The following is a 17106-nucleotide window of genomic DNA, read 5'->3' as shown; positions in this document are numbered from 1 at the left end:
GTGCGTTCACGACCGCCGGCTCGCTCGCCGACATCCTGCTGGCGTGCCTGCACGCTCCGCTCGCGCGCACGGGGGCGGGACCGGTCAGTGCGGTGGACCGCAGGCGACTGACGGATGCCGGGGCCATCGAGTTCGCCGACGACCTCGAAGACCTGCTGGCCTCCGCCGCCGACGCGGGGCTCGCGGACGCCCGCGAACGCGAGTGGACCGTCACCGAGGCGGGCGAGCGGTGGCTCGAGGCCCCCACACCGGAACGCTGGGAGACCATCGCGGAGGGATTCCGCGCCGCGCTGCCCGACGGGCTGCGCACACCGGCGCACGGCTTCCTCGTGCCCGACGCGTGGCCCGACATCTACCCGCTCGACTCCGAGTGGCCGGCACGTGCCGACCGGCTGCGCCGCATCGGAGTGCGCTGGGGGCTGTTCGCCAGAGACGACTCTTCCGCCGAGTTCGCGTGGACCACGGCGCTGCGCGCCGGCGAGCCGGCGGATGCCGCCACCATGGCCGCCTTCCTCCCCGCCGAGATCGACCGCGTCTATCTGCAGGCCGACCTCACCGCGATCGCGCCGGGCCCGCTCGCACCTGCCCTCGACCTGCGCCTGCGGTCCATCGCCGTGCGCGAGTCCCGCGCGCAGGCGTCGACGTACCGGTTCACCGCGGCGTCGGTGGGTGCCGGCATGACCGAGGGCGAGACCGCCGATTCGATGCGCGCCTTCCTCGCCGAGCTGTCGCTGACCGGCATCCCGCAGCCGCTCGACTACCTCATCGAGAGCACGGCCGCACGACACGGGCTCGTCCGCGTGAGCACGGACGACGCCACCGGCCGCACGCGCGTGGAGAGCTCCGACGCGGGCCTTCTGGACGCGATCGCGATCGACCAGGCCCTGCGCCCGCTGGGCCTGATCGCCGACAGCGGCCTCCTCACGTCGCGGGTCGCCCGCGATGCCGTCTACTGGAGCCTCGCCGACGCGCGCTACCCGGTCGTCGCTATCGACGCGGCCGGAGCGGCCGAGTCGGTCCACCGTCGGGCCGCGGTCGCGCCGTCCGTGCCGCCGGCGGCTCCGGAGGCGACGTACGCGCGTCTGATCCGCACACTGCGAGGCGGACACGGCACCCAGGGTGAGGCGGGCTGGCTCGAACGCGAGCTCGAGCAGGCCGTGCGCGCCCGCGCCGAGATCCTGGTGGTCGTGCGGATGCCGGACGGCTCGGAGCGCTCGTTCGTGCTGGAGGCGGCCGGCCTCGGCGGCGGACGCCTGCGCGGCCGGGATCGCGCCGCCGACATCGAGCGCACCCTCCCGGTGTCGAGCATCGTGAGCGTCGGCGCCGCGTGAGTCCACCGACGGCGCGCCGGCCGCCGGCGAGCGCCGGTAGACTGGCACGTTATGGCTGACGGCCCCCTCATCGTCCAGAGCGACCGCACGGTTCTCCTCGAGGTCGCGCACCCCGATGCCGAGAGCGCGCGGCACGAACTCGCGATCTTCGCCGAGCTCGAACGCGCCCCCGAGCACATCCACACGTACCGCATCACCCGGCTCGGGCTGTGGAACGCGCGGGCGGCCGGCCACGACGCCACAGACATGCTCGCGACGCTCGATCGCTGGTCGCGCTTCCCGGTGCCGCCGTCGGTGTCGATCGACATCTCCGAGACGGTGGGCCGCTACGGGCGCCTGGTCATCGAGCGCAACGAGGACGGCGAGCTCATCCTCCGGTCGACGGATGCCGCGGTCCTGGCGGAGGTGTCGAAGAACAAGCGCATCCAGCCGCTGCTGATCGGCCGCCCCTCCCCCGACGCCTTCGTCATCGATGCGTGGGCGCGCGGCCACATCAAGCAGGAGCTGCTCAAGATCGGCTGGCCCGCCGAGGACCTCGCGGGGTACACGCCGGGCACGCCGCATCCGATCGATCTCGCCGAGGACGGCTGGCACCTGCGGCCGTACCAGCGGCAGGCCGTCGACATCTTCACGCAGGGCGGGTCGGGCGTCGTCGTGCTGCCCTGCGGCGCCGGCAAGACCCTCGTCGGCGCCGCGGCGATGGCCGACACGAAGACCACGACGCTCATCCTCGTGACGAACACCGTCAGCGCGCGGCAGTGGCGCGACGAGCTGCTCAAGCGCACATCGCTCACGGCCGAGGAGATCGGCGAGTACTCCGGCCAGGCCAAGGAGATCAAGCCGGTCACCATCGCGACCTATCAGATCCTCACCGCCAAGCGGAAGGGACAGTACGCCCACCTCGCCCTGCTCGACGCCCTGGACTGGGGCCTCATCGTGTACGACGAGGTGCATCTGCTGCCCGCGCCCGTGTTCAAGCTCACCGCCGACCTGCAGGCGCGCCGGCGGCTCGGGCTCACCGCGACGCTCGTGCGCGAGGACGGTCGCGAGGGCGACGTGTTCAGCCTCATCGGCCCCAAGCGGTTCGACGCGCCGTGGAAGGAGATCGAGGCCCAGGGCTTCATCTCGCCGGCCGTCTGCTACGAGGTGCGGGTCGACCTGCCCGCCGGCGACCGCCTCGAGTACGCTGCGGCCGCCGACGACGAACGGTATCGGCTCGCCGCGACGGCGCGCGCCAAGATCGGCGTCGTCCGCGACCTCGTGGCACGTCACGAGGGCGAGCGCATCCTCATCATCGGTCAGTACCTCGACCAGATCGACGTGCTCGCCGAGGCTCTGAACGCCCCCAAGATCACGGGTCAGACCCCGATCGACGAGCGAGAGCAGCTGTACCAGGCGTTCCGCGTCGGCGAGATCTCGGTGCTGGTGGTGTCTAAGGTGGCGAACTTCTCGATCGACCTGCCCGAGGCGTCCGTCGCCATCCAGGTCTCGGGGTCGTTCGGCTCGCGCCAGGAGGAGGCGCAGCGGCTCGGGCGCCTGCTCCGGCCGAAGCAGTCCAACCACACGGCGAGCTTCTACACGCTCATCGCCCGCGACACCGTCGACCAGGACTTCGCGCAGAATCGGCAGCGGTTCCTCGCCGAGCAGGGCTACGCCTACACGATCCTCGACGCGCACTCGCTGGCGGCCTGACACCGCGGCCGAGAAGGCCCGGTGCTGCGCTGCAGCGCCGGGCCTTCTCCGTCCGTTTCGCCTACTGCTTGATGATGCGGTCGAGCGCAACCGGCGCGTACGGGCTGTGCGCCGTGAGGTACGCCGCGAACGCGTCGATGTCGAGCCCGCCGTAGTACACGTTTCCGGCATCCAGGAATGTCGGGAACCCGTCACCGCCTCCCGCCAGGAAGTTGTTCGTCACGACGCGATAGACCGTCGTGTCGACCAACGGCTGCCCGTTGAGGGTGACCTGCCCGAGCGTGGTGCCCGAGTAGGTGTACGAGAAGCCCGCACTGACCTGCAGCACCTTCGGCTGGGCGGCATTGACGCCGGTCCACTGCTGTACCAGCAGCTGCTTGATCTGGGCGCCGGTGAGGTCGAGCGAGACCAGGTAGTTGTTGAACGGCTGGACGTTGAACGCCTCCTCATAGGTGACGTCACCCGGTGCTTCGCCCCACGCCGACGCACTGTACGTGAGATCGGTGCGGATGCCGCCGGGGTTCATCAGCGCGATGACCGGTGGCGCGTAGGGTCCGATCACGCTCGGATCGGCGAGCTGCGCATCGGCGATCAGGTCGCCCAGAGCCGTCTCGCCGCCGGCGTTGGGCACCCGCGTGATGTCGGCCGAGATCTGGCCGATGACCTCGCTCGCGATGGGCGCGACCAGCGTCTTGTACTTGGCGATCAGCTGGGTCTCGACGGGGTCCTTGTCCACGTTGCGCGTCACCAGCAGGTTCTCGCTCTGCACCGACGTCCGCACGATGTCCTGCGTGCGACGGTCGTACGTGAGCGTCGTGTCGGTGAAGAGGCGGCCGAACGACGACGCCGACGTGACCATGCGGTCGTTGCCGGCCGGATCCTTGATGCTGCAGATGTAAGGCTGGTGCGTGTGCCCGGACACGACCATGTCGATCGCCGGGTCGAGGCCCTGCGCGATCGGGATGACCGGGCTCATCGGGTCGAGCTCGGCGCCGTTGCCGCAGGCCGCGTCATACGACGGGCTGACCTGGTACGGCTTGTTGTCAGGCCCGTACCACGTCTCCTGCCCGGGTGTCCCGCCCTGGTGGAGCAGGACGACGATGGCGTTGACGCCCTGTGCCTTGAGCACCGGCACGAGCGCGTTGGCCGTGGCGACCTCGTCCGTGAACTCGAGGCCGGCGACCCCGGAAGCGGTCACGATGTCAGGAGTCTCCTTCAACGTCATGCCGATGAAGCCGATCTTGGCGCCCTTGATGTTCTCGATCGAATAGGCGGGAAGGATCGTCTCGTTCGTGCCCTGGTAGACCACGTTGGCGGCGAGGTAATCGAAATCCGCACCGGCGAAGGTGCCGTCGGGGCAGGAGTTCTGGTTGTTCGCCCCGTCGCCGTCGTCGATGCAGCCGCCGTCGGCCATTCGCTGAAGCTCGACATAGCCCTCGTCGAACTCGTGGTTGCCGACCGCGGAGACGTCGAGATGGAGCGCGTTGAGCGCCTCGATCGTCGGCTCGTCATGGAACGCGCCCGACAGCAGCGGTGATGCGCCGATGAGATCGCCGGCGGCGACCGTCAGCGAGTACTCGTGCCCTTCGCGAGCCTGGGCGAGGTGGGTCGCGAGGTATTCGACGCCGCCGACACCGGGAGGCGTGAGCGTGTCTGTGGTCACGTCCACCGGCTTGGTCGCACCTGTCGGAAGCGCATGATCGAGCACGAGACGGCCACTGGACCCCGTCGGCGGCTCGAGATTGCCGTGGAAGTCGTTGAACGACAGCAGCTGGATGTCGATCGTCGGGCCGTTCGGCGTGTTCTTGTCGCCCGGCGCGGCGGTGGCCGCTCCGGGACCGGCCAGTGCGAGCGCCACGGCAGTCGCGGCGATGACCGCTCCTCCTGCCAGGCGTGAGATGGATGTCGTGCGCGTGTGCACAGGGCCCTCCCCTTCTCTGGCGGACGCCTTTGCCCGCCGCATGCACGCGTCCTCGTGGGCGCGATCACGATGAACCTAATACAGAGCGCGCGGGTGCGACAGGGGCGGTGACGGGCTGCCGTGTACCTGTTATCGGAGACGTCGCCGCGAGGTGGCCGATGTCGCACGGGGCGAGTAGACCTGGCACATGCCAGAGAACAACCACATCGACCTCGTCGAGCTCCCCGTCGCCGATCCCGCCGCCCTGCGCGCCACGCGCGCATTCTATGAATCGGTGTTCGGCTGGGGCTTCACCTCCTATGGGGATGGCTACGCCGACACGACGTCCGGTGGCGTCACGTTCGGCCTCAACGGGTCGGCCGACACCACGCAGCAGGCTGCTCCGCTGACCGTCCTGTTCGCCGACGATCTGGAGGCGGCACGCACGCGAGTCCTCGAATCGGGCGGCACGATCCGCCACGACATCTACGCCTTCCCAGGCGGACGCCGCTTCCACTTCGCGGATCCCGCGGGGAACGAGCTGGCGGTGTGGTCGCACGACCCCGACCGGCCGTGACGTGTGGGGCGCGACCGGTCACGGAGAAGGCCTCCGTCTATCGCAACCTTCTTGCACTACGAAGATAGTAGTTCTAGACTACGTTCGTAGTAGCGCGCGGGATGGATCGTCGCCGCCCCGCGGTTCGAAGGGAGCGACGACATGGCGACAGCACTCGTCACCGGAACAAGGCGCGGGATCGGACGGGCGGTCGCACGTCGGCTCGCCGGCTCCGGCTGGACGGTCTTCGCCGGGGTTCGCGACCTCACCGACTGGCAGGTCATCGCCGAGGCGGACGAGCACATCACCCCGGTCCGCCTCGATGTCACCGACCAGGGGCATATCGACGCCCTCGCCGACACCCTGCCCGACCGCGTGGACGCCCTGGTCAACAACGCTGCGGTCGCCGCTCTCGGACCGGTCGAAGCGCTCCGCAGCGCCGACCTTCGGCGACAGTTCGAGGTCAATGTCGTGGGCACGGTGGCCGTCACTCGGGTGGTGCTCCCGCAGCTGCGCACCGCAGCGGGCCGGATCGTCTTCATGTCGTCGGTCGGCAGCCGGTCCGTCGTCCCCATGGAGGGCGCCTACTGTGCCTCGAAGTGCGCCGTCGAGGGGATCGCAGATGCTCTCCGGGTGGAACTGCGCCCGTGGCGCATCGCCGTCTCCGTCGTCGAACCTGGCCCGACCGACACCGAGACCTGGCGGGAGGTCGACGCGATGATCGATGACATGCATGCGCGGATGTCGCCGCATCACCGCGACCTCTATGCGCAGCATGTTGTCGGGCTGCGAAAGAACATCGCGCGCTTCGGATCAGCGGTCGCACCGCCCGACGCCGTCGTGCGTGCGGTCGAACACGCGCTGACCGCGCGGCGGCCGCGCGCCCGCTACGTGGTCGGGGCGCCGGCACGGACGATGGTCGCCATGCACACGCTGCTCCCGACCCGTGCCGGAGACGCCATCGGCGCCCGCATCGCGGGTCTGACGTGAACTACTGAGCCGGACGACGCGATGGCGCTCTGCGCCCATCCGTCGCCTATCGTCAGAACATGGCTTCAACGAGGGATCGCGCCCTGGACGCCGCGGTCGCGCTCGTGGGTGAGCAGGGCATCCGGGCTTTGACCCACGCCCGGGTCGACGAACGAGCAGGGCTCCCGAAAGGGTCGACCTCGAACTGGTTCCGCACGCGTGACGCACTCATCGCCGGGGTCGTGGCGTGGCTCGCCGAGAGCGAGCGAGCCGATCTCGCCGCGGACGGCGGGCCCCCGATCGAGACGCCCGAGCAGCTCGTCGACGCGCTCAGCGGTGCGATCGCGCTCCAGACCGGGCCACTCGCCTCGCGGACGAAGACGCGCTACGCGATCTTCTTCGAGTGCGCCGGCGATGCCGAGCTGCTGGCTCCCCTGCTCGCTCAGCGTCGCGTCTTCGTGGACTGGACCATCGCCCTGCTGACAGCCGTCGGCGCCCGCTCTCCCCGGGACGCGGCCCGCACGCTGATGGCGACCGGCGAGGGGCTCGTCCTCCATCGCATGACCGTGGATCCGGATGCCGAGATCCGGCCCGTCATCGAGCGCGCCGTGCGCGCCGCGCTCGACTGAGGCCGGTGCGCGCGAGCGTCGCCGTTGCCGTGCATGGCTGCCTGTCGGCGTGACCTCGCGAGAGGCTGGGACCCTCAGCGCGAGTAGCGCAGGAAGACGAATCCGTCCTCGTCCGTCACGACACCCGCGAGCGAGAACCGGCGATCGGACTCTGCGGCACCCTGTGCGATGCGTCCCGCTTCTCCGGCCACGAATCGGGGCGCCAGGGTGAGGCAGACCTCGTCGACCAGACCCGCCTCGAGCAGCGCGCCGAAGAGGTGCGGCCCACCCTCGCACAGCACCTGGTTCCATCCCCGGCGGGCGAACACCTCGAGCATCGCCGTGAGATCCAGCGGCTCCGCGCCGCACCCCACCACCTCGGCCACCGCTGCGAAAAGACCGCCGCGGGCCTCGGCGGCGGCATCCGTCGTCACGATCAGCGGGCGCCCCGCGGCCTCGGCGAACACGGAATCGTCGGGTTCGAGATGCAGGCCGCCGCTCACCACGGCGAGGGCCGGCTGATCGACGAGCCCGTGCGCACGGCGCCAGTCGACGTGGTCGGCATCGACCTGCAGTCCGCCGTAGCCCTCGGCGCGCACGGTTCCGGCGCCGACCACCACGACGTCGGCCATCGCGCGCAGCACCTGCATGAGCGTGCGATCGGTGGCGCCGCCGAGGGCACCGCTCTGCCCGCCGAGCGTGACGGCGCCGTCGGCGCTCGAGACGAAGTTCATGCGCATCCGCGGCTCGGCCCGGCCGGGCAGCTCGTACGCGTCGAAGAGCTCGTGACGGGTGGGCATCAGGCGTTCCCTTCGGCGCGGGCGTTGTGCAGCTCGAGGACGGGCTCGCGCCAGCCCAGGATCGCCTCGACCATGCGCATCGCGTCGACCGTCTCGCGCACGTGGTGCGCCCGCACGATGCGGGCGCCCTGCAGCACGCAGAACACGGCGGCTGCCAGCGAACCAGAGAGCCGCTCGCCGCGCGCGCGGTCCAGGGTCTCGCCGACGAAGTCCTTGTTCGACAGGGCCACCAGGAGCGGCGCGCCGAGGCCTGCGAGCTCGCCGAGCCGCCGGGTGAGTTCGAGCGTCTGCCGCGTGCTCTTGTTGAGGTCGTGGCCGGGATCGAGCACGATCCGCGCGTCGGGCACGCCGCGTTCGCACGCGAGCTCGCGCCTGGCGGCCAGAAAACCCGCGATGTCTCCGATCACGTCGTCGTACCGAGGCAGCGGATGCTGGGTGCGGGGTGCGGCAAGACTGTGGGCGATGACGACGCCGGCGCCGCCCTGCGCGATGACGTCAGCCATCGCCGGGTCGTGCAGGCCGGTCGTGTCGTTGATGATCGCCGCACCGGCTTCGATGGCCGCACGTGCCACCTCGGGCTGGAACGTGTCGACGCTCACGCGGGCGATCGGCGCCAGCTCGCGCACCACGGGCACGACGCGTGCGATCTCCTCCTCGACCGGAACCGCGGGTCCGGGCGCGAACTTCACCCCGCCGACGTCGACGATCTCCGCTCCCGCCGCGACGGCGGCGACACCCGCGGCCACCGCGGCGTCGAGGGCGAACGTCGCACCGCGGTCATAGAAGGAGTCCGGCGTGCGGTTCACGATCGCCATGACCGCGACGTGCCGCGAGAGGTCGAGAGGGCCGCCGGGTAGATCGAGAACTCCCGTGAACAGCGCGGAGGTCGAATCCGGAGCGAGGGTCACGGGAGAAGGCTATCCAGCGGCACGTCCGCATTCCGCAGGCGCTCCGCGTCGAGCCGCTCCCCCGATCTGATCAGCGCCTGCACGGTCTCATTGACGTCCCAGACGTTGACGTTCATGCCCGCGACCACACGACCCCTGCCTGTCGAATCGGCGGTCTCGACCCAGAACGCGATGAACTCGCGGGCCGCGAGGTCGCCACGGACGACGAGCTCGGCATCCGTCATGAGCGGCGCGTAGCCCGACAGCTCCATGCCGAGGTCGTACTGATCCGTGTAGAAGTACGGGATGCCGTCGAAGGATGCCGGCTTGCCGAGCATCGACCGCGCCGCGACCTTGCCGGCGTTCAGCGCGTTGGCCCAGTGCTCGCTGCGCAGATGCCGCTGCAGCACCGGGTGGAAGGGGTTGGCGACGTCCCCCGCCGCATAGACGTCAGGTGCGCTGGTGCGCAGCGCCGCATCGGTGAGGACACCGTTCAAGATGTCGAGGCCGGCCGCCTCGGCGAGCGCCGTGTCGGGTGCGGCGCCGACGCCGACCAGCACCAGGTCCGCGGGGAGCGTCTCACCGTCGACGACGACGCCTTCGGCGCGGTCGGATCCGACGATCCGCTCCACCGCCACCGATGTGCGGAGGTCGACGCCGTGTTCGACGTGCAGCGCCCGGAAGACCTCGCCCATCTCAGGACCGAGCGCGGCGGCGAGGGGCACGTCGTCGCGCTCGAGGATCGCCACGTCGTTGCCGAAGCTGCGCGCGGTGGCGGCCACCTCCATGCCGATCCACCCCGCGCCGATGACCACCAGCCGGCGGCCACCGCCGCGCAGCTGCGCGGCGAGCGCGTCCGAGTCGTCCAGGCGGCGCAGCGTCACGACACCGGACAGCTCGTGACCGGGGAGCGGGATCATGCGCGGTGTCGCACCGGTCGCCAGCAGCACGGCGTCGTAGTCCAGCCGGGTCCCGTCCTCGAGCTCCACGGTGTGGGCGACCGCATCGAGCGCGCTCACGGCCACGCCGGTGATCAGCCGGATGCCGCGCTCGGCGTACCATTCCGCGGGGTGCAGGATGACGGCATCCAACACCTCGCTCCCCGCGAGGTATCCCTTCGACAGCGGCGGTCGCTGGTAGGGCGGATGCGGCTCTGCGGCGACGACCGTGATGTCGCCGTCGAAGCCCTCGTCGCGCAGGGCCTCGGCCGCCGTGCCGCCGGCAAGGCCTCCTCCGATGATCAGCATGTGGCTCATGACGGCTCCTCTCGTCGACGTGCGGGCGTCAGCTGGTGTGCGCCGGACGGCAGACGTCGCCTCGATCCGTCGCGCAACAGCGAAGGGCTCGCCTGGCCCTGACGCTACCCTTCCTCGCTGCCTCAGTGGCCGCTGCGGCGTGGAGATCCGCAGCGGCCGCGGGTGAACGAATTCGGGGCCGCGTCGCCGATATCCAGACGCCGCATGGATTCCGCCGACATAATGAGGGCATGACCGCACCGCGCATCCTCGTCGTGGACGACGAACCGAACATTCGCGACCTGCTGATCACGAGCCTTCGATTCGCCGGATTCCAGGTACGGGCCGTCTCCAACGGCGCTCAGACGATCTCGGCTGTCCTCGAAGAGGAACCGGACCTCATCATCCTCGACGTGATGCTGCCCGACATGAACGGGTTCAGCGTCACCAAGCGCCTCCGCGGCGCCGGCTACACGGCGCCCATCCTCTTCCTGACCGCGAAGGACGAGACCGAGGACAAGATCACGGGCCTCAACGCCGGCGGCGACGACTACGTCACCAAGCCCTTCAGCCTCGACGAGATCGTGGCCCGCATCCAGGCGATCCTGCGCCGCACCATGCAGGCGGACGAGGAGTCGGTGATCCGCGCGGGCGAGATCACGATGGACCAGGACACGCACGACGTGCAGGTGGGCGAGGCCTCCATCGACCTCAGCCCCACCGAGTTCAAGCTGCTGCGCTACCTCATGCTCAATCCCAACCGCGTGCTGTCGAAGGCGCAGATCCTCGACCACGTCTGGGAGTACGACTTCAACGGCGACGCCGGCATCGTCGAGAGCTACATCTCGTACCTGCGGCGCAAGATCGATCCGCACTCGTCGGAGCCGCTCATCCAGACCAAGCGCGGCTTCGGCTACATGCTGAAGGCCGGCAAGACCGCCTAGCGCGGCCGCGAGCAAGGGAGACGTTCTGGCGCAGAAGCCCGACGCGATCACCCGGTGGTGGCGCGGCACGAGTCTGCGCGCGAAGGTCACCGGGGTCACCGTCGCGCTCCTCGCGGTCGGCCTCATCGCCGCCGGCGTCGGCACGGCAGCGTTCCTGCGCAACTCGCTCATCGACGGCGTCGACACGCAGGTCGATGCCCTCGCCAGCACGGATGCCGCGAGCCCGCTCCTCGAACTGACCTCCGAGAACGGCAGACTCGTCGCCGAGCCGGTCGACAATCCGCCGTCCACCGACTACTTCGTCGCCGTGTACGAGCCGGAGAACGGCGATCTCCTCGCCGTCGCGGGCGGTCGGGGCGGCCCGGAACCGGCGTTCCCCGAGACCTATCCGCTCGACCACGCGCTGCCGAAGGAACTCGATATCGTCACGCTGTCGTCCGTCGACGGCGACACGGAGTTCCGAGGCACCGTGACGGTGGAGGAACTCGGCAACACCGGGCTCTTCTACACGCAGATGGTCGCCGTCCCCCTCGCCACGGTGAACCGTACGATCGCCTCGTACATCGGCATCTACAGCATCCTCGCCATCCTGATCCTCGTGGGCGGGGCGGTGGCCACCCGTTACCTCGTCACCCTCACCTTCCGCAGCCTCGGCCAGGTCGAATCGACCGCCGACGCGATCGCCGCGGGCGATTTCAGCCTGCGCATGACCGACATCGAGCCCACGACGACCGAGGTGGGGCGCCTCAAGACCGCGATCAACGCGATGCTCGACCGCGTCGACGCCGCCATCACGCAGCGCGATGCGACCGTGCGGCAGATGCGGCGGTTCATCGGCGACGCCAGTCATGAGCTGCGCACCCCGCTGGTGACCGTGCGCGGCTACGCCGAGCTGTACCGCATGGGGGCCGTCCGCGGCGACGAGGACGTCGCGCAGTCGATGGAGCGCATCGAGAAGGAGGCGATCCGCATGGGGCTGCTCGTCGAGGACCTGCTCGCCCTCGCGCGCCTCGACGAGCGCCGCGACGTGGTCATCGGTCCGGTCGATCTGCGCCCTGTCGCCCGGGATGCCGCGCTCGACGTCCGTGCGGCCTCGCCGGCACGCCCGGTCACCGTCATCGACACCACGATCGAGGATCCGTCGCCGCCGACGGAGGATCACACGGCCGTCTCCACTGACGAGAAGCGGCGCACCGGAAACTCCTCGGCGATCTCCCGGGCCGGCGCGACACTGTCGCTGCTGAGACGGCGTCCGAAGCCGGTGCCGGCGACAGGCGCGGCAGCATCCGCCCTGCCCTCGCTGCTGCCGGATGCCGACGGCGCCGCGCCCGCGGATGGACTGCCGCCCATCGTGCTCGGCGACGAGAACCGCATCCGACAGGTCGTGACGAACCTCCTAGGCAACGCGCGACGATTCACCGCCGATGACTCGCCCATCGAGCTGCGCGTCGGCACCGACGCGCGCGCCCGCATGGGCTGGATCGAGATCGTCGATCACGGCGAGGGGGTGCCGGATCAGATCAAGGACAAGATCTTCCAGCGCTTCTGGCGTGCCGACACGTCGCGCACGCGTGAGACAGGCGGATCCGGACTCGGCCTGTCGATCGTGGCGTCGATCGTGGAGGCGCTGCACGGCTCGGTCGACGTGGTCGACACCCCCGGCGGCGGTGCGACCTTCCGCGTCGCGTTCCCGCTCGCCGACGCCCGTGCCGCCACGGAGCACCTCGACGTCCTGACCCAGCCGATGCCGCGCCTGGCCGACGCGTCGGAGTGAGGCGCCTCCTCCCCTGTCGGCGGTTCCGCCGCTCCGTCCCCAGATGACCACGAATGCCGTTCCCCGCGCATCGGTGACCCCTAGCGTGACGAACACCGCGGGTTCGGCATCCGGCCGCCGCACGTTGATCAGGAGTCCCGAATGGCCGTCTTCACCGTCGACAGCGACAGCATCCTCACCTCGACCGCCACGGTGCGCGGCACGATCGACCGGCTGCAGGGGGAGTCGAACGCGATGCTCGCACAGCTCACCCAGCTGCAGTCCTCGTGGACCGGCTCGGCCTCGGTGGCTTTCGCAGGTGTCGTCGAGCAGTGGCGCGCCACCCAGCGGCAGGTCGAGGAGTCGCTCGCGAACATCAACGCGTCGCTCGCGGCCGCCGGCCGGCAGTATGCCGACACCGAGCTGGCGACGACGAGCCTGTTCCGCTGATCCCCGGCAGACACAGAACGGCCCCTCCGCGAGGAGGGGCCGTTCTGTGAACGCTTACGCGAGGGGCGGGATCAGAAGTCCATGCCGCCGGTCGGGTCGCCGGCCGGAGCCGAGACCTTCTCCGGCTTGTCGGCGACGACGGCCTCGGTCGTGAGGAAGAGGCCGGCGATCGACGCAGCGTTCTGCAGCGCCGAACGGGTCACCTTGGCGGGGTCGATGATGCCCTGTGCGAACAGGTCACCGTACTCGCCCGTGGCGGCGTTGAGGCCGTGGCCCGCGGGAAGCTCCGACACCTTGTTCGCGACGACACCCGGCTCGAGACCGGCGTTGAGGGCGATCTGCTTCAGCGGGGCCTCGATCGCGACACGCACGATGTTGGCACCGGTCGCCTCGTCACCGGTCAGCTCGAGCGCGTCGAGCGCCTTCCGGCCGGACTGGATGAGGGCGACACCACCACCGGGGACGATGCCCTCCTCGACGGCCGCCTTCGCGTTGCGAACGGCGTCCTCGATGCGGTGCTTGCGCTCCTTGAGCTCGACCTCGGTGGCCGCGCCCGCCTTGATGACGGCGACGCCACCTGCGAGCTTGGCGAGGCGCTCCTGGAGCTTCTCGCGGTCGTAGTCGCTGTCGGTGTTCTCGATCTCGCGACGGATCTGCGTGACACGACCCTCGAGCTGTGCGGGGTCACCGGCACCCTCGATGATCGTGGTCTCGTCCTTGGTGACGATGACCTTGCGCGCACGGCCGAGCAGGTCGAGGGTGGCGTTCTCGAGCTTGAGACCGACCTCCTCGGTGATGACCTGTCCGCCGGTGAGGATCGCGATGTCCTGCAGCTGCGCCTTGCGACGGTCGCCGAAGCCGGGGGCCTTGACGGCGACCGACTTGAAGATGCCGCGGATCTTGTTGAGCACGAGGGTCGCGAGAGCCTCACCCTCGACGTCCTCGGCGATGATGACGAGCTCCTTGCCGTCCTGGATCACCTTGTCGACGACAGGCAGAAGGTCCTTGATGTTCGAGATCTTCTGGTTCGCGATGAGGATGTACGGGTCCTCGAAGACGGCCTCCTGGCGCTCCGGGTCCGTGACGAAGTAGGGGTTGATGTAGCCCTTGTCGAAGCGCATGCCCTCGGTGAGCTCGAGCTCGGTGCCGAACGTCTGCGACTCCTCGACGGTGACGACGCCTTCCTTGCCCACCTTGTCGATGGCCTCGGCGATCAGCGCGCCGATCTCCGGGTCAGCGGCCGAGATCGAAGCCGTGGCAGCGATCTGCTCCTTGGACTCGACCTCCTTGGCGGACTCGAGCAGCTCGGCGGTGATGGCGGCGACGGCCTTCTCGATGCCCTTCTTGAGCGAGATGGGGTCGGCGCCGGCTGCGACGTTGCGCAGGCCCTCGCGCACGAGCGCCTGGGCGAGGACGGTCGCGGTGGTCGTGCCGTCACCGGCGACGTCGTCGGTCTTCTTGGCGACCTCCTTGACGAGCTCCGCACCGATCTTCTCGTACGGGTCGTCCAGCTCGATCTCCTTGGCGATGGAGACACCGTCGTTCGTGATCGTGGGTGCGCCCCACTTCTTCTCAAGCACGACGTTGCGACCGCGCGGGCCGAGCGTCACCTTGACGGCGTCGGCCAGGATGTTGAGGCCGCGCTCGAGGCCGCGGCGGGCCTCCTCGTCGAAAGCGATGATCTTTGCCATGTGTGTGTCGTCCCTCCGGAACGTTGGCTTTGGGTATTAGCACTCAACAAACACGAGTGCTAAATCATTCTGGCACTCGACCCTATCGAGTGCAAGCCGCGGTGACGGATGCCGACATACGAGGAGACGGGATGCCATGCGGCATCCCGTCTCCTCGGTCAGGTCAGCGCCGGGCGCTGGGTCGGCTGGTCAGACGACGCGCACCGACTCCGCCTGGGGGCCCTTCTGACCGGAGCCGACCGTGAACTCCACGGTCTGACCCTCTTCGAGCACGCGGAAGCCCGACATGTCGATGTTCGAGTAGTGGACGAAGACGTCCTGGCCGTCGGCGACGGTGATGAAGCCGAATCCCTTCTCGGCGTTGAACCATTTGACGGTGCCCTGGGTCATGCGAATCTCCTGTAGCCGGCGGTGCAGGGCTTCATCGTATGCAGGCGAAAACTCGGCCTCGTCGCGTTTCGTCACTTGTTGACACGCAGGAATACAAGTGTTTACCGGCGCGAAACACGACGCCTGGCGATCAGGGCGTGGGTGCGGGCGTCTGCCCGGCGGCGGTGCGGTCGAGGCCGATGACGACGGTCAGCTGAGGGATGTCGGGCGAGGTGGCCGGGTAGGCCTCGCTCTGCTCGATCTCCGCGCCGCCGATGACGCCGGCGAGCCCGGCGGCGGCCGCTTCGTCGGCCGGGTCGACGTAGAAGACGGTGGTCGTCGGGAAGTCCTGCGAGCCCGCTTCACCCGCCGTCACCTTGTCGTCGGCCCATCCGGCGCCCACGACGACGTCCTTCATCTGCGTGGCCAGTCCCTGCTCGGGAGTCGCGTTGAGGATCATCACGTCGTAGTTCATGTCGACGACCGGCGTGACCTCGGGGACAGACGCCACGGTGGGAGTCGGCGTCGGCGCGAGCTCGATGCGGCCGGACACCAGCAGCGTGCCGAAGATCCCGATGACGATGAGCACGACGGTGGCCAGCGCCGCCCATAGCAGCACGACCCAGCCGCGCATGCGCGGGTTCTCCGCCCGGTGGGCGCCGACGCGGTCCGTCTCGGGCACATCGTCGAAACGATCCCGAGGGAAGCTGGTGGTCGGCACCCGTCGATGCTACCCGGCGAACGCCGGGCGTTCCGTCTGCGACAGCCGGTCCGCCTCGAACCGCGGCTCAGCGCGCGTCGGCGGCGCGGGCGGCGCGCTCGTGGAGGCGGACCTCACGCAGCCTGCGCAGCCTCTTGACGAGCATCGGATCGTGCTCCTGCGCGTCGGTGGTGTCGATGAGCCGCCCGAGCAGCTGGTAGTACCGTGCCGGCGAGATCCCCAGCTCGGCCCGGATCGCCTCCTCCTTGGCTCCCGCGTGCCGGCGCCATTCGACCTCGAAGTCGAGAATCGCGCGGTCGCGGTCGGTCAGAGGCACGCGTCAACGCTAGCCCGCGGCATCCGTCTCACCGGTGCGCCACGCGCGCCAGTGCACGAACGAGCCGAGCGGATCCACCGCGGCGAGCGCCTCGCCGTCGCGGCCGAGGACGAAGCCGTCCCAGGTGTCGGGGTCCACGGCCGGTCGCCACTCCTCGTGAAGGGCCGGCGGATCGATCGTGATCCACACGGCGGCGAGTCGCCGCACGGCCTCGACGAGGCGTTCGCGCCCGGCACGCGGGATGTGCGGGAGCACGCCGGGCGTGGTCACCACGAGCGTCGCGCCGGCCGGCGCGAGCGCGGCCACCGCGTGCAGCACGTCGGGGTCCGATGCGTCACCTGAGCTGAGCAGCGGCGGGTCCGCCGCCGCGATGTCGAGGGCGGCGGCGATGCGGTCGGCACGCCCGGCCTCCCCCGGCCAGACCAGGCTCGTGAGGAAGCGGCGGTCGCCGGCGTCGGCGGCGTCCAGCGGATCGAGGTCGATCCCGGCGCGCCACACCACCTCCGGCATGCGCAGGGGCGGGTCGCCGGTGACCTCGCACTCCAGCACCACCGTCGAGCGCCCGTCGGCCGGATCCAGCGGCACGACGCCGTCACCGCTGCGGTAGCGGTACGAGTAGCGGTCGGGGTACAGGCAGAGCCCGGCGCTCGCGCCGACCTCCAGCAGCGCGATCGGCCCGGGGATCGTGGCCAGCGCCGGGAGGAGGACAGCACACCGCATCGGCTCGTTGGTCTGCAGGCGCCGCGCGGACGCCTCGGCCACGGTCTGGTCGGCGTGCGCACGCAGCCACACGGCCCACGCCGCGAAGTCCTCCTCGGGCGCACCGAGCATGCGCGTGACCGCGAAGACGAGCGGCGGCTGCCGGCGGGTGGCCGGGATGCGCG

At 70.0% G+C, this 17106-nt stretch carries 17 protein-coding genes; 8 read left to right on the top strand and 9 right to left on the bottom strand.

Translation table 11 applies throughout. The annotated features are described in order from the left end of the window. Nucleotides 1–1331 (top strand): helicase-associated domain-containing protein (locus VIP82_RS16625; RefSeq protein WP_331910599.1); only part of this gene is annotated, 1331 nt, incomplete at its 5' end. Nucleotides 1332–1382: 51 nt separating this feature from the next. Further along, the gene (locus tag VIP82_RS16620; RefSeq protein WP_331910597.1) at nucleotides 1383–3023 is read left to right on the top strand and encodes a DNA repair helicase XPB; all 1641 of its coding nucleotides are present in this window, start codon (nucleotides 1383–1385) and stop codon (nucleotides 3021–3023) included. Nucleotides 3024–3084: 61 nt separating this feature from the next. On the opposite strand, the gene VIP82_RS16615 is transcribed toward VIP82_RS16620, so the two are convergent. Continuing rightward, on the bottom strand, nucleotides 3085–4944 hold the full coding sequence (locus VIP82_RS16615; RefSeq protein ID WP_331910595.1) for a bifunctional metallophosphatase/5'-nucleotidase: 1860 nt from the start codon (nucleotides 4942–4944) through the stop codon (nucleotides 3085–3087). A gap of 187 nt (nucleotides 4945–5131) precedes the next feature. Between VIP82_RS16615 and VIP82_RS16610 the strand changes: the two genes are divergently transcribed. The 3 genes from VIP82_RS16610 to VIP82_RS16600 all read left to right on the top strand — a co-directional run bounded on the left by VIP82_RS16610 (nucleotide 5132) and on the right by VIP82_RS16600 (nucleotide 7077). Continuing rightward, nucleotides 5132–5500: a VOC family protein gene (locus VIP82_RS16610; RefSeq protein WP_331910593.1), complete on the top strand. Its 369-nt coding sequence runs from the start codon at nucleotides 5132–5134 to the stop codon at nucleotides 5498–5500. 141 nt (nucleotides 5501–5641) lie between these two features. Continuing rightward, entirely contained in the window at nucleotides 5642–6469 is an 828-nt protein-coding gene (locus VIP82_RS16605) for an SDR family NAD(P)-dependent oxidoreductase (protein WP_331910591.1), read from the top strand. 59 nt (nucleotides 6470–6528) lie between these two features. Then, a complete protein-coding gene (locus VIP82_RS16600; protein ID WP_331910589.1) occupies nucleotides 6529–7077 on the top strand; it encodes a TetR/AcrR family transcriptional regulator in 549 nt (182 codons plus the stop codon). A 74-nt stretch (nucleotides 7078–7151) separates the two neighbouring features. Here the strand turns inward: VIP82_RS16600 and VIP82_RS16595 are convergent, their stop codons facing one another. Genes VIP82_RS16595 through VIP82_RS16585 form a run of 3 tightly spaced genes read right to left on the bottom strand, consistent with a single transcriptional unit; the run spans nucleotide 7152 to nucleotide 9999 of the window. Beyond that, nucleotides 7152–7856 (bottom strand): pyrimidine reductase family protein, encoded by a 705-nt coding sequence (locus VIP82_RS16595; protein ID WP_331910587.1) that lies wholly within the window; start codon nucleotides 7854–7856, stop codon nucleotides 7152–7154. Further along, nucleotides 7856–8764 carry a dihydropteroate synthase gene (gene folP, locus VIP82_RS16590; protein ID WP_414684694.1) on the bottom strand — a complete coding sequence of 303 codons (909 nt, stop codon included), beginning with the start codon at nucleotides 8762–8764 and terminating at the stop codon, nucleotides 7856–7858. Before folP ends, VIP82_RS16595 begins: the two co-directional genes overlap by 1 nt. After that, complete coding sequence (locus tag VIP82_RS16585; protein WP_331910585.1) at nucleotides 8761–9999, bottom strand: NAD(P)/FAD-dependent oxidoreductase; 1239 nt, start codon at nucleotides 9997–9999, stop codon at nucleotides 8761–8763. The genes folP and VIP82_RS16585 overlap by 4 nt, the downstream gene beginning before the upstream one ends. Before the next feature lie 230 nt (nucleotides 10000–10229). Here VIP82_RS16585 and VIP82_RS16580 point away from each other — a divergent pair, with 230 nt between their 5' ends. The 3 genes from VIP82_RS16580 (at nucleotide 10230) to VIP82_RS16570 (ending at nucleotide 13125) form a co-directional block, all read left to right on the top strand. Then, nucleotides 10230–10922: a response regulator transcription factor gene (locus VIP82_RS16580; RefSeq protein ID WP_308869889.1), complete on the top strand. Its 693-nt coding sequence runs from the start codon at nucleotides 10230–10232 to the stop codon at nucleotides 10920–10922. Nucleotides 10923–11229: 307 nt separating this feature from the next. After that, nucleotides 11230–12696 (top strand): sensor histidine kinase, encoded by a 1467-nt coding sequence (locus tag VIP82_RS16575; protein WP_414684693.1) that lies wholly within the window; start codon nucleotides 11230–11232, stop codon nucleotides 12694–12696. 141 nt (nucleotides 12697–12837) lie between these two features. Then, entirely contained in the window at nucleotides 12838–13125 is a 288-nt protein-coding gene (locus tag VIP82_RS16570; protein WP_331910583.1) for a WXG100 family type VII secretion target, read from the top strand. A 71-nt stretch (nucleotides 13126–13196) separates the two neighbouring features. On the opposite strand, the gene groL is transcribed toward VIP82_RS16570, so the two are convergent. The 5 genes from groL to VIP82_RS16545 form a co-directional block, all read right to left on the bottom strand. Next, nucleotides 13197–14816 (bottom strand): chaperonin GroEL, encoded by a 1620-nt coding sequence (gene groL / locus VIP82_RS16565; protein WP_331910581.1) that lies wholly within the window; start codon nucleotides 14814–14816, stop codon nucleotides 13197–13199. 189 nt (nucleotides 14817–15005) lie between these two features. Next, nucleotides 15006–15206 (bottom strand): cold-shock protein, encoded by a 201-nt coding sequence (locus tag VIP82_RS16560; RefSeq protein ID WP_045298154.1) that lies wholly within the window; start codon nucleotides 15204–15206, stop codon nucleotides 15006–15008. A gap of 130 nt (nucleotides 15207–15336) precedes the next feature. Continuing rightward, nucleotides 15337–15906, bottom strand: a complete 570-nt coding sequence (locus VIP82_RS16555; protein ID WP_331910579.1) for a LytR C-terminal domain-containing protein — start codon at nucleotides 15904–15906, stop codon at nucleotides 15337–15339. Nucleotides 15907–15973: 67 nt separating this feature from the next. Beyond that, the gene (locus VIP82_RS16550; protein ID WP_331910577.1) at nucleotides 15974–16222 is read right to left on the bottom strand and encodes a DUF3263 domain-containing protein; all 249 of its coding nucleotides are present in this window, start codon (nucleotides 16220–16222) and stop codon (nucleotides 15974–15976) included. A 9-nt stretch (nucleotides 16223–16231) separates the two neighbouring features. Beyond that, on the bottom strand, nucleotides 16232–17106 hold an 875-nt coding region (locus VIP82_RS16545; RefSeq protein ID WP_331910575.1), incomplete at its 5' end, for a DUF2332 family protein.

The sequence above is a fragment of the Microbacterium sp. genome (assembly GCF_036566905.1).
Classification (GTDB): domain Bacteria; phylum Actinomycetota; class Actinomycetes; order Actinomycetales; family Microbacteriaceae; genus Microbacterium.
The sequence above is the reverse complement of the archived record's forward strand: the minus strand, read 5'-3'. Positions and strand labels throughout refer to the sequence as shown.

Coding starts and splice junctions, on each gene's coding strand:
- VIP82_RS16620 (WP_331910597.1), top strand. CDS start 1,383: ATGGCTGACGGCCCCCTCATCGTCCAGAGCGACCGCACGGTTCTCCTC.
- VIP82_RS16610 (WP_331910593.1), top strand. CDS start 5,132: ATGCCAGAGAACAACCACATCGACCTCGTCGAGCTCCCCGTCGCCGAT.
- VIP82_RS16605 (WP_331910591.1), top strand. CDS start 5,642: ATGGCGACAGCACTCGTCACCGGAACAAGGCGCGGGATCGGACGGGCG.
- VIP82_RS16600 (WP_331910589.1), top strand. CDS start 6,529: ATGGCTTCAACGAGGGATCGCGCCCTGGACGCCGCGGTCGCGCTCGTG.
- VIP82_RS16595 (WP_331910587.1), bottom strand. CDS start 7,856: ATGCCCACCCGTCACGAGCTCTTCGACGCGTACGAGCTGCCCGGCCGG.
- VIP82_RS16585 (WP_331910585.1), bottom strand. CDS start 9,999: ATGAGCCACATGCTGATCATCGGAGGAGGCCTTGCCGGCGGCACGGCG.
- VIP82_RS16580 (WP_308869889.1), top strand. CDS start 10,230: ATGACCGCACCGCGCATCCTCGTCGTGGACGACGAACCGAACATTCGC.
- VIP82_RS16570 (WP_331910583.1), top strand. CDS start 12,838: ATGGCCGTCTTCACCGTCGACAGCGACAGCATCCTCACCTCGACCGCC.
- groL (WP_331910581.1), bottom strand. CDS start 14,816: ATGGCAAAGATCATCGCTTTCGACGAGGAGGCCCGCCGCGGCCTCGAG.
- VIP82_RS16560 (WP_045298154.1), bottom strand. CDS start 15,206: ATGACCCAGGGCACCGTCAAATGGTTCAACGCCGAGAAGGGATTCGGC.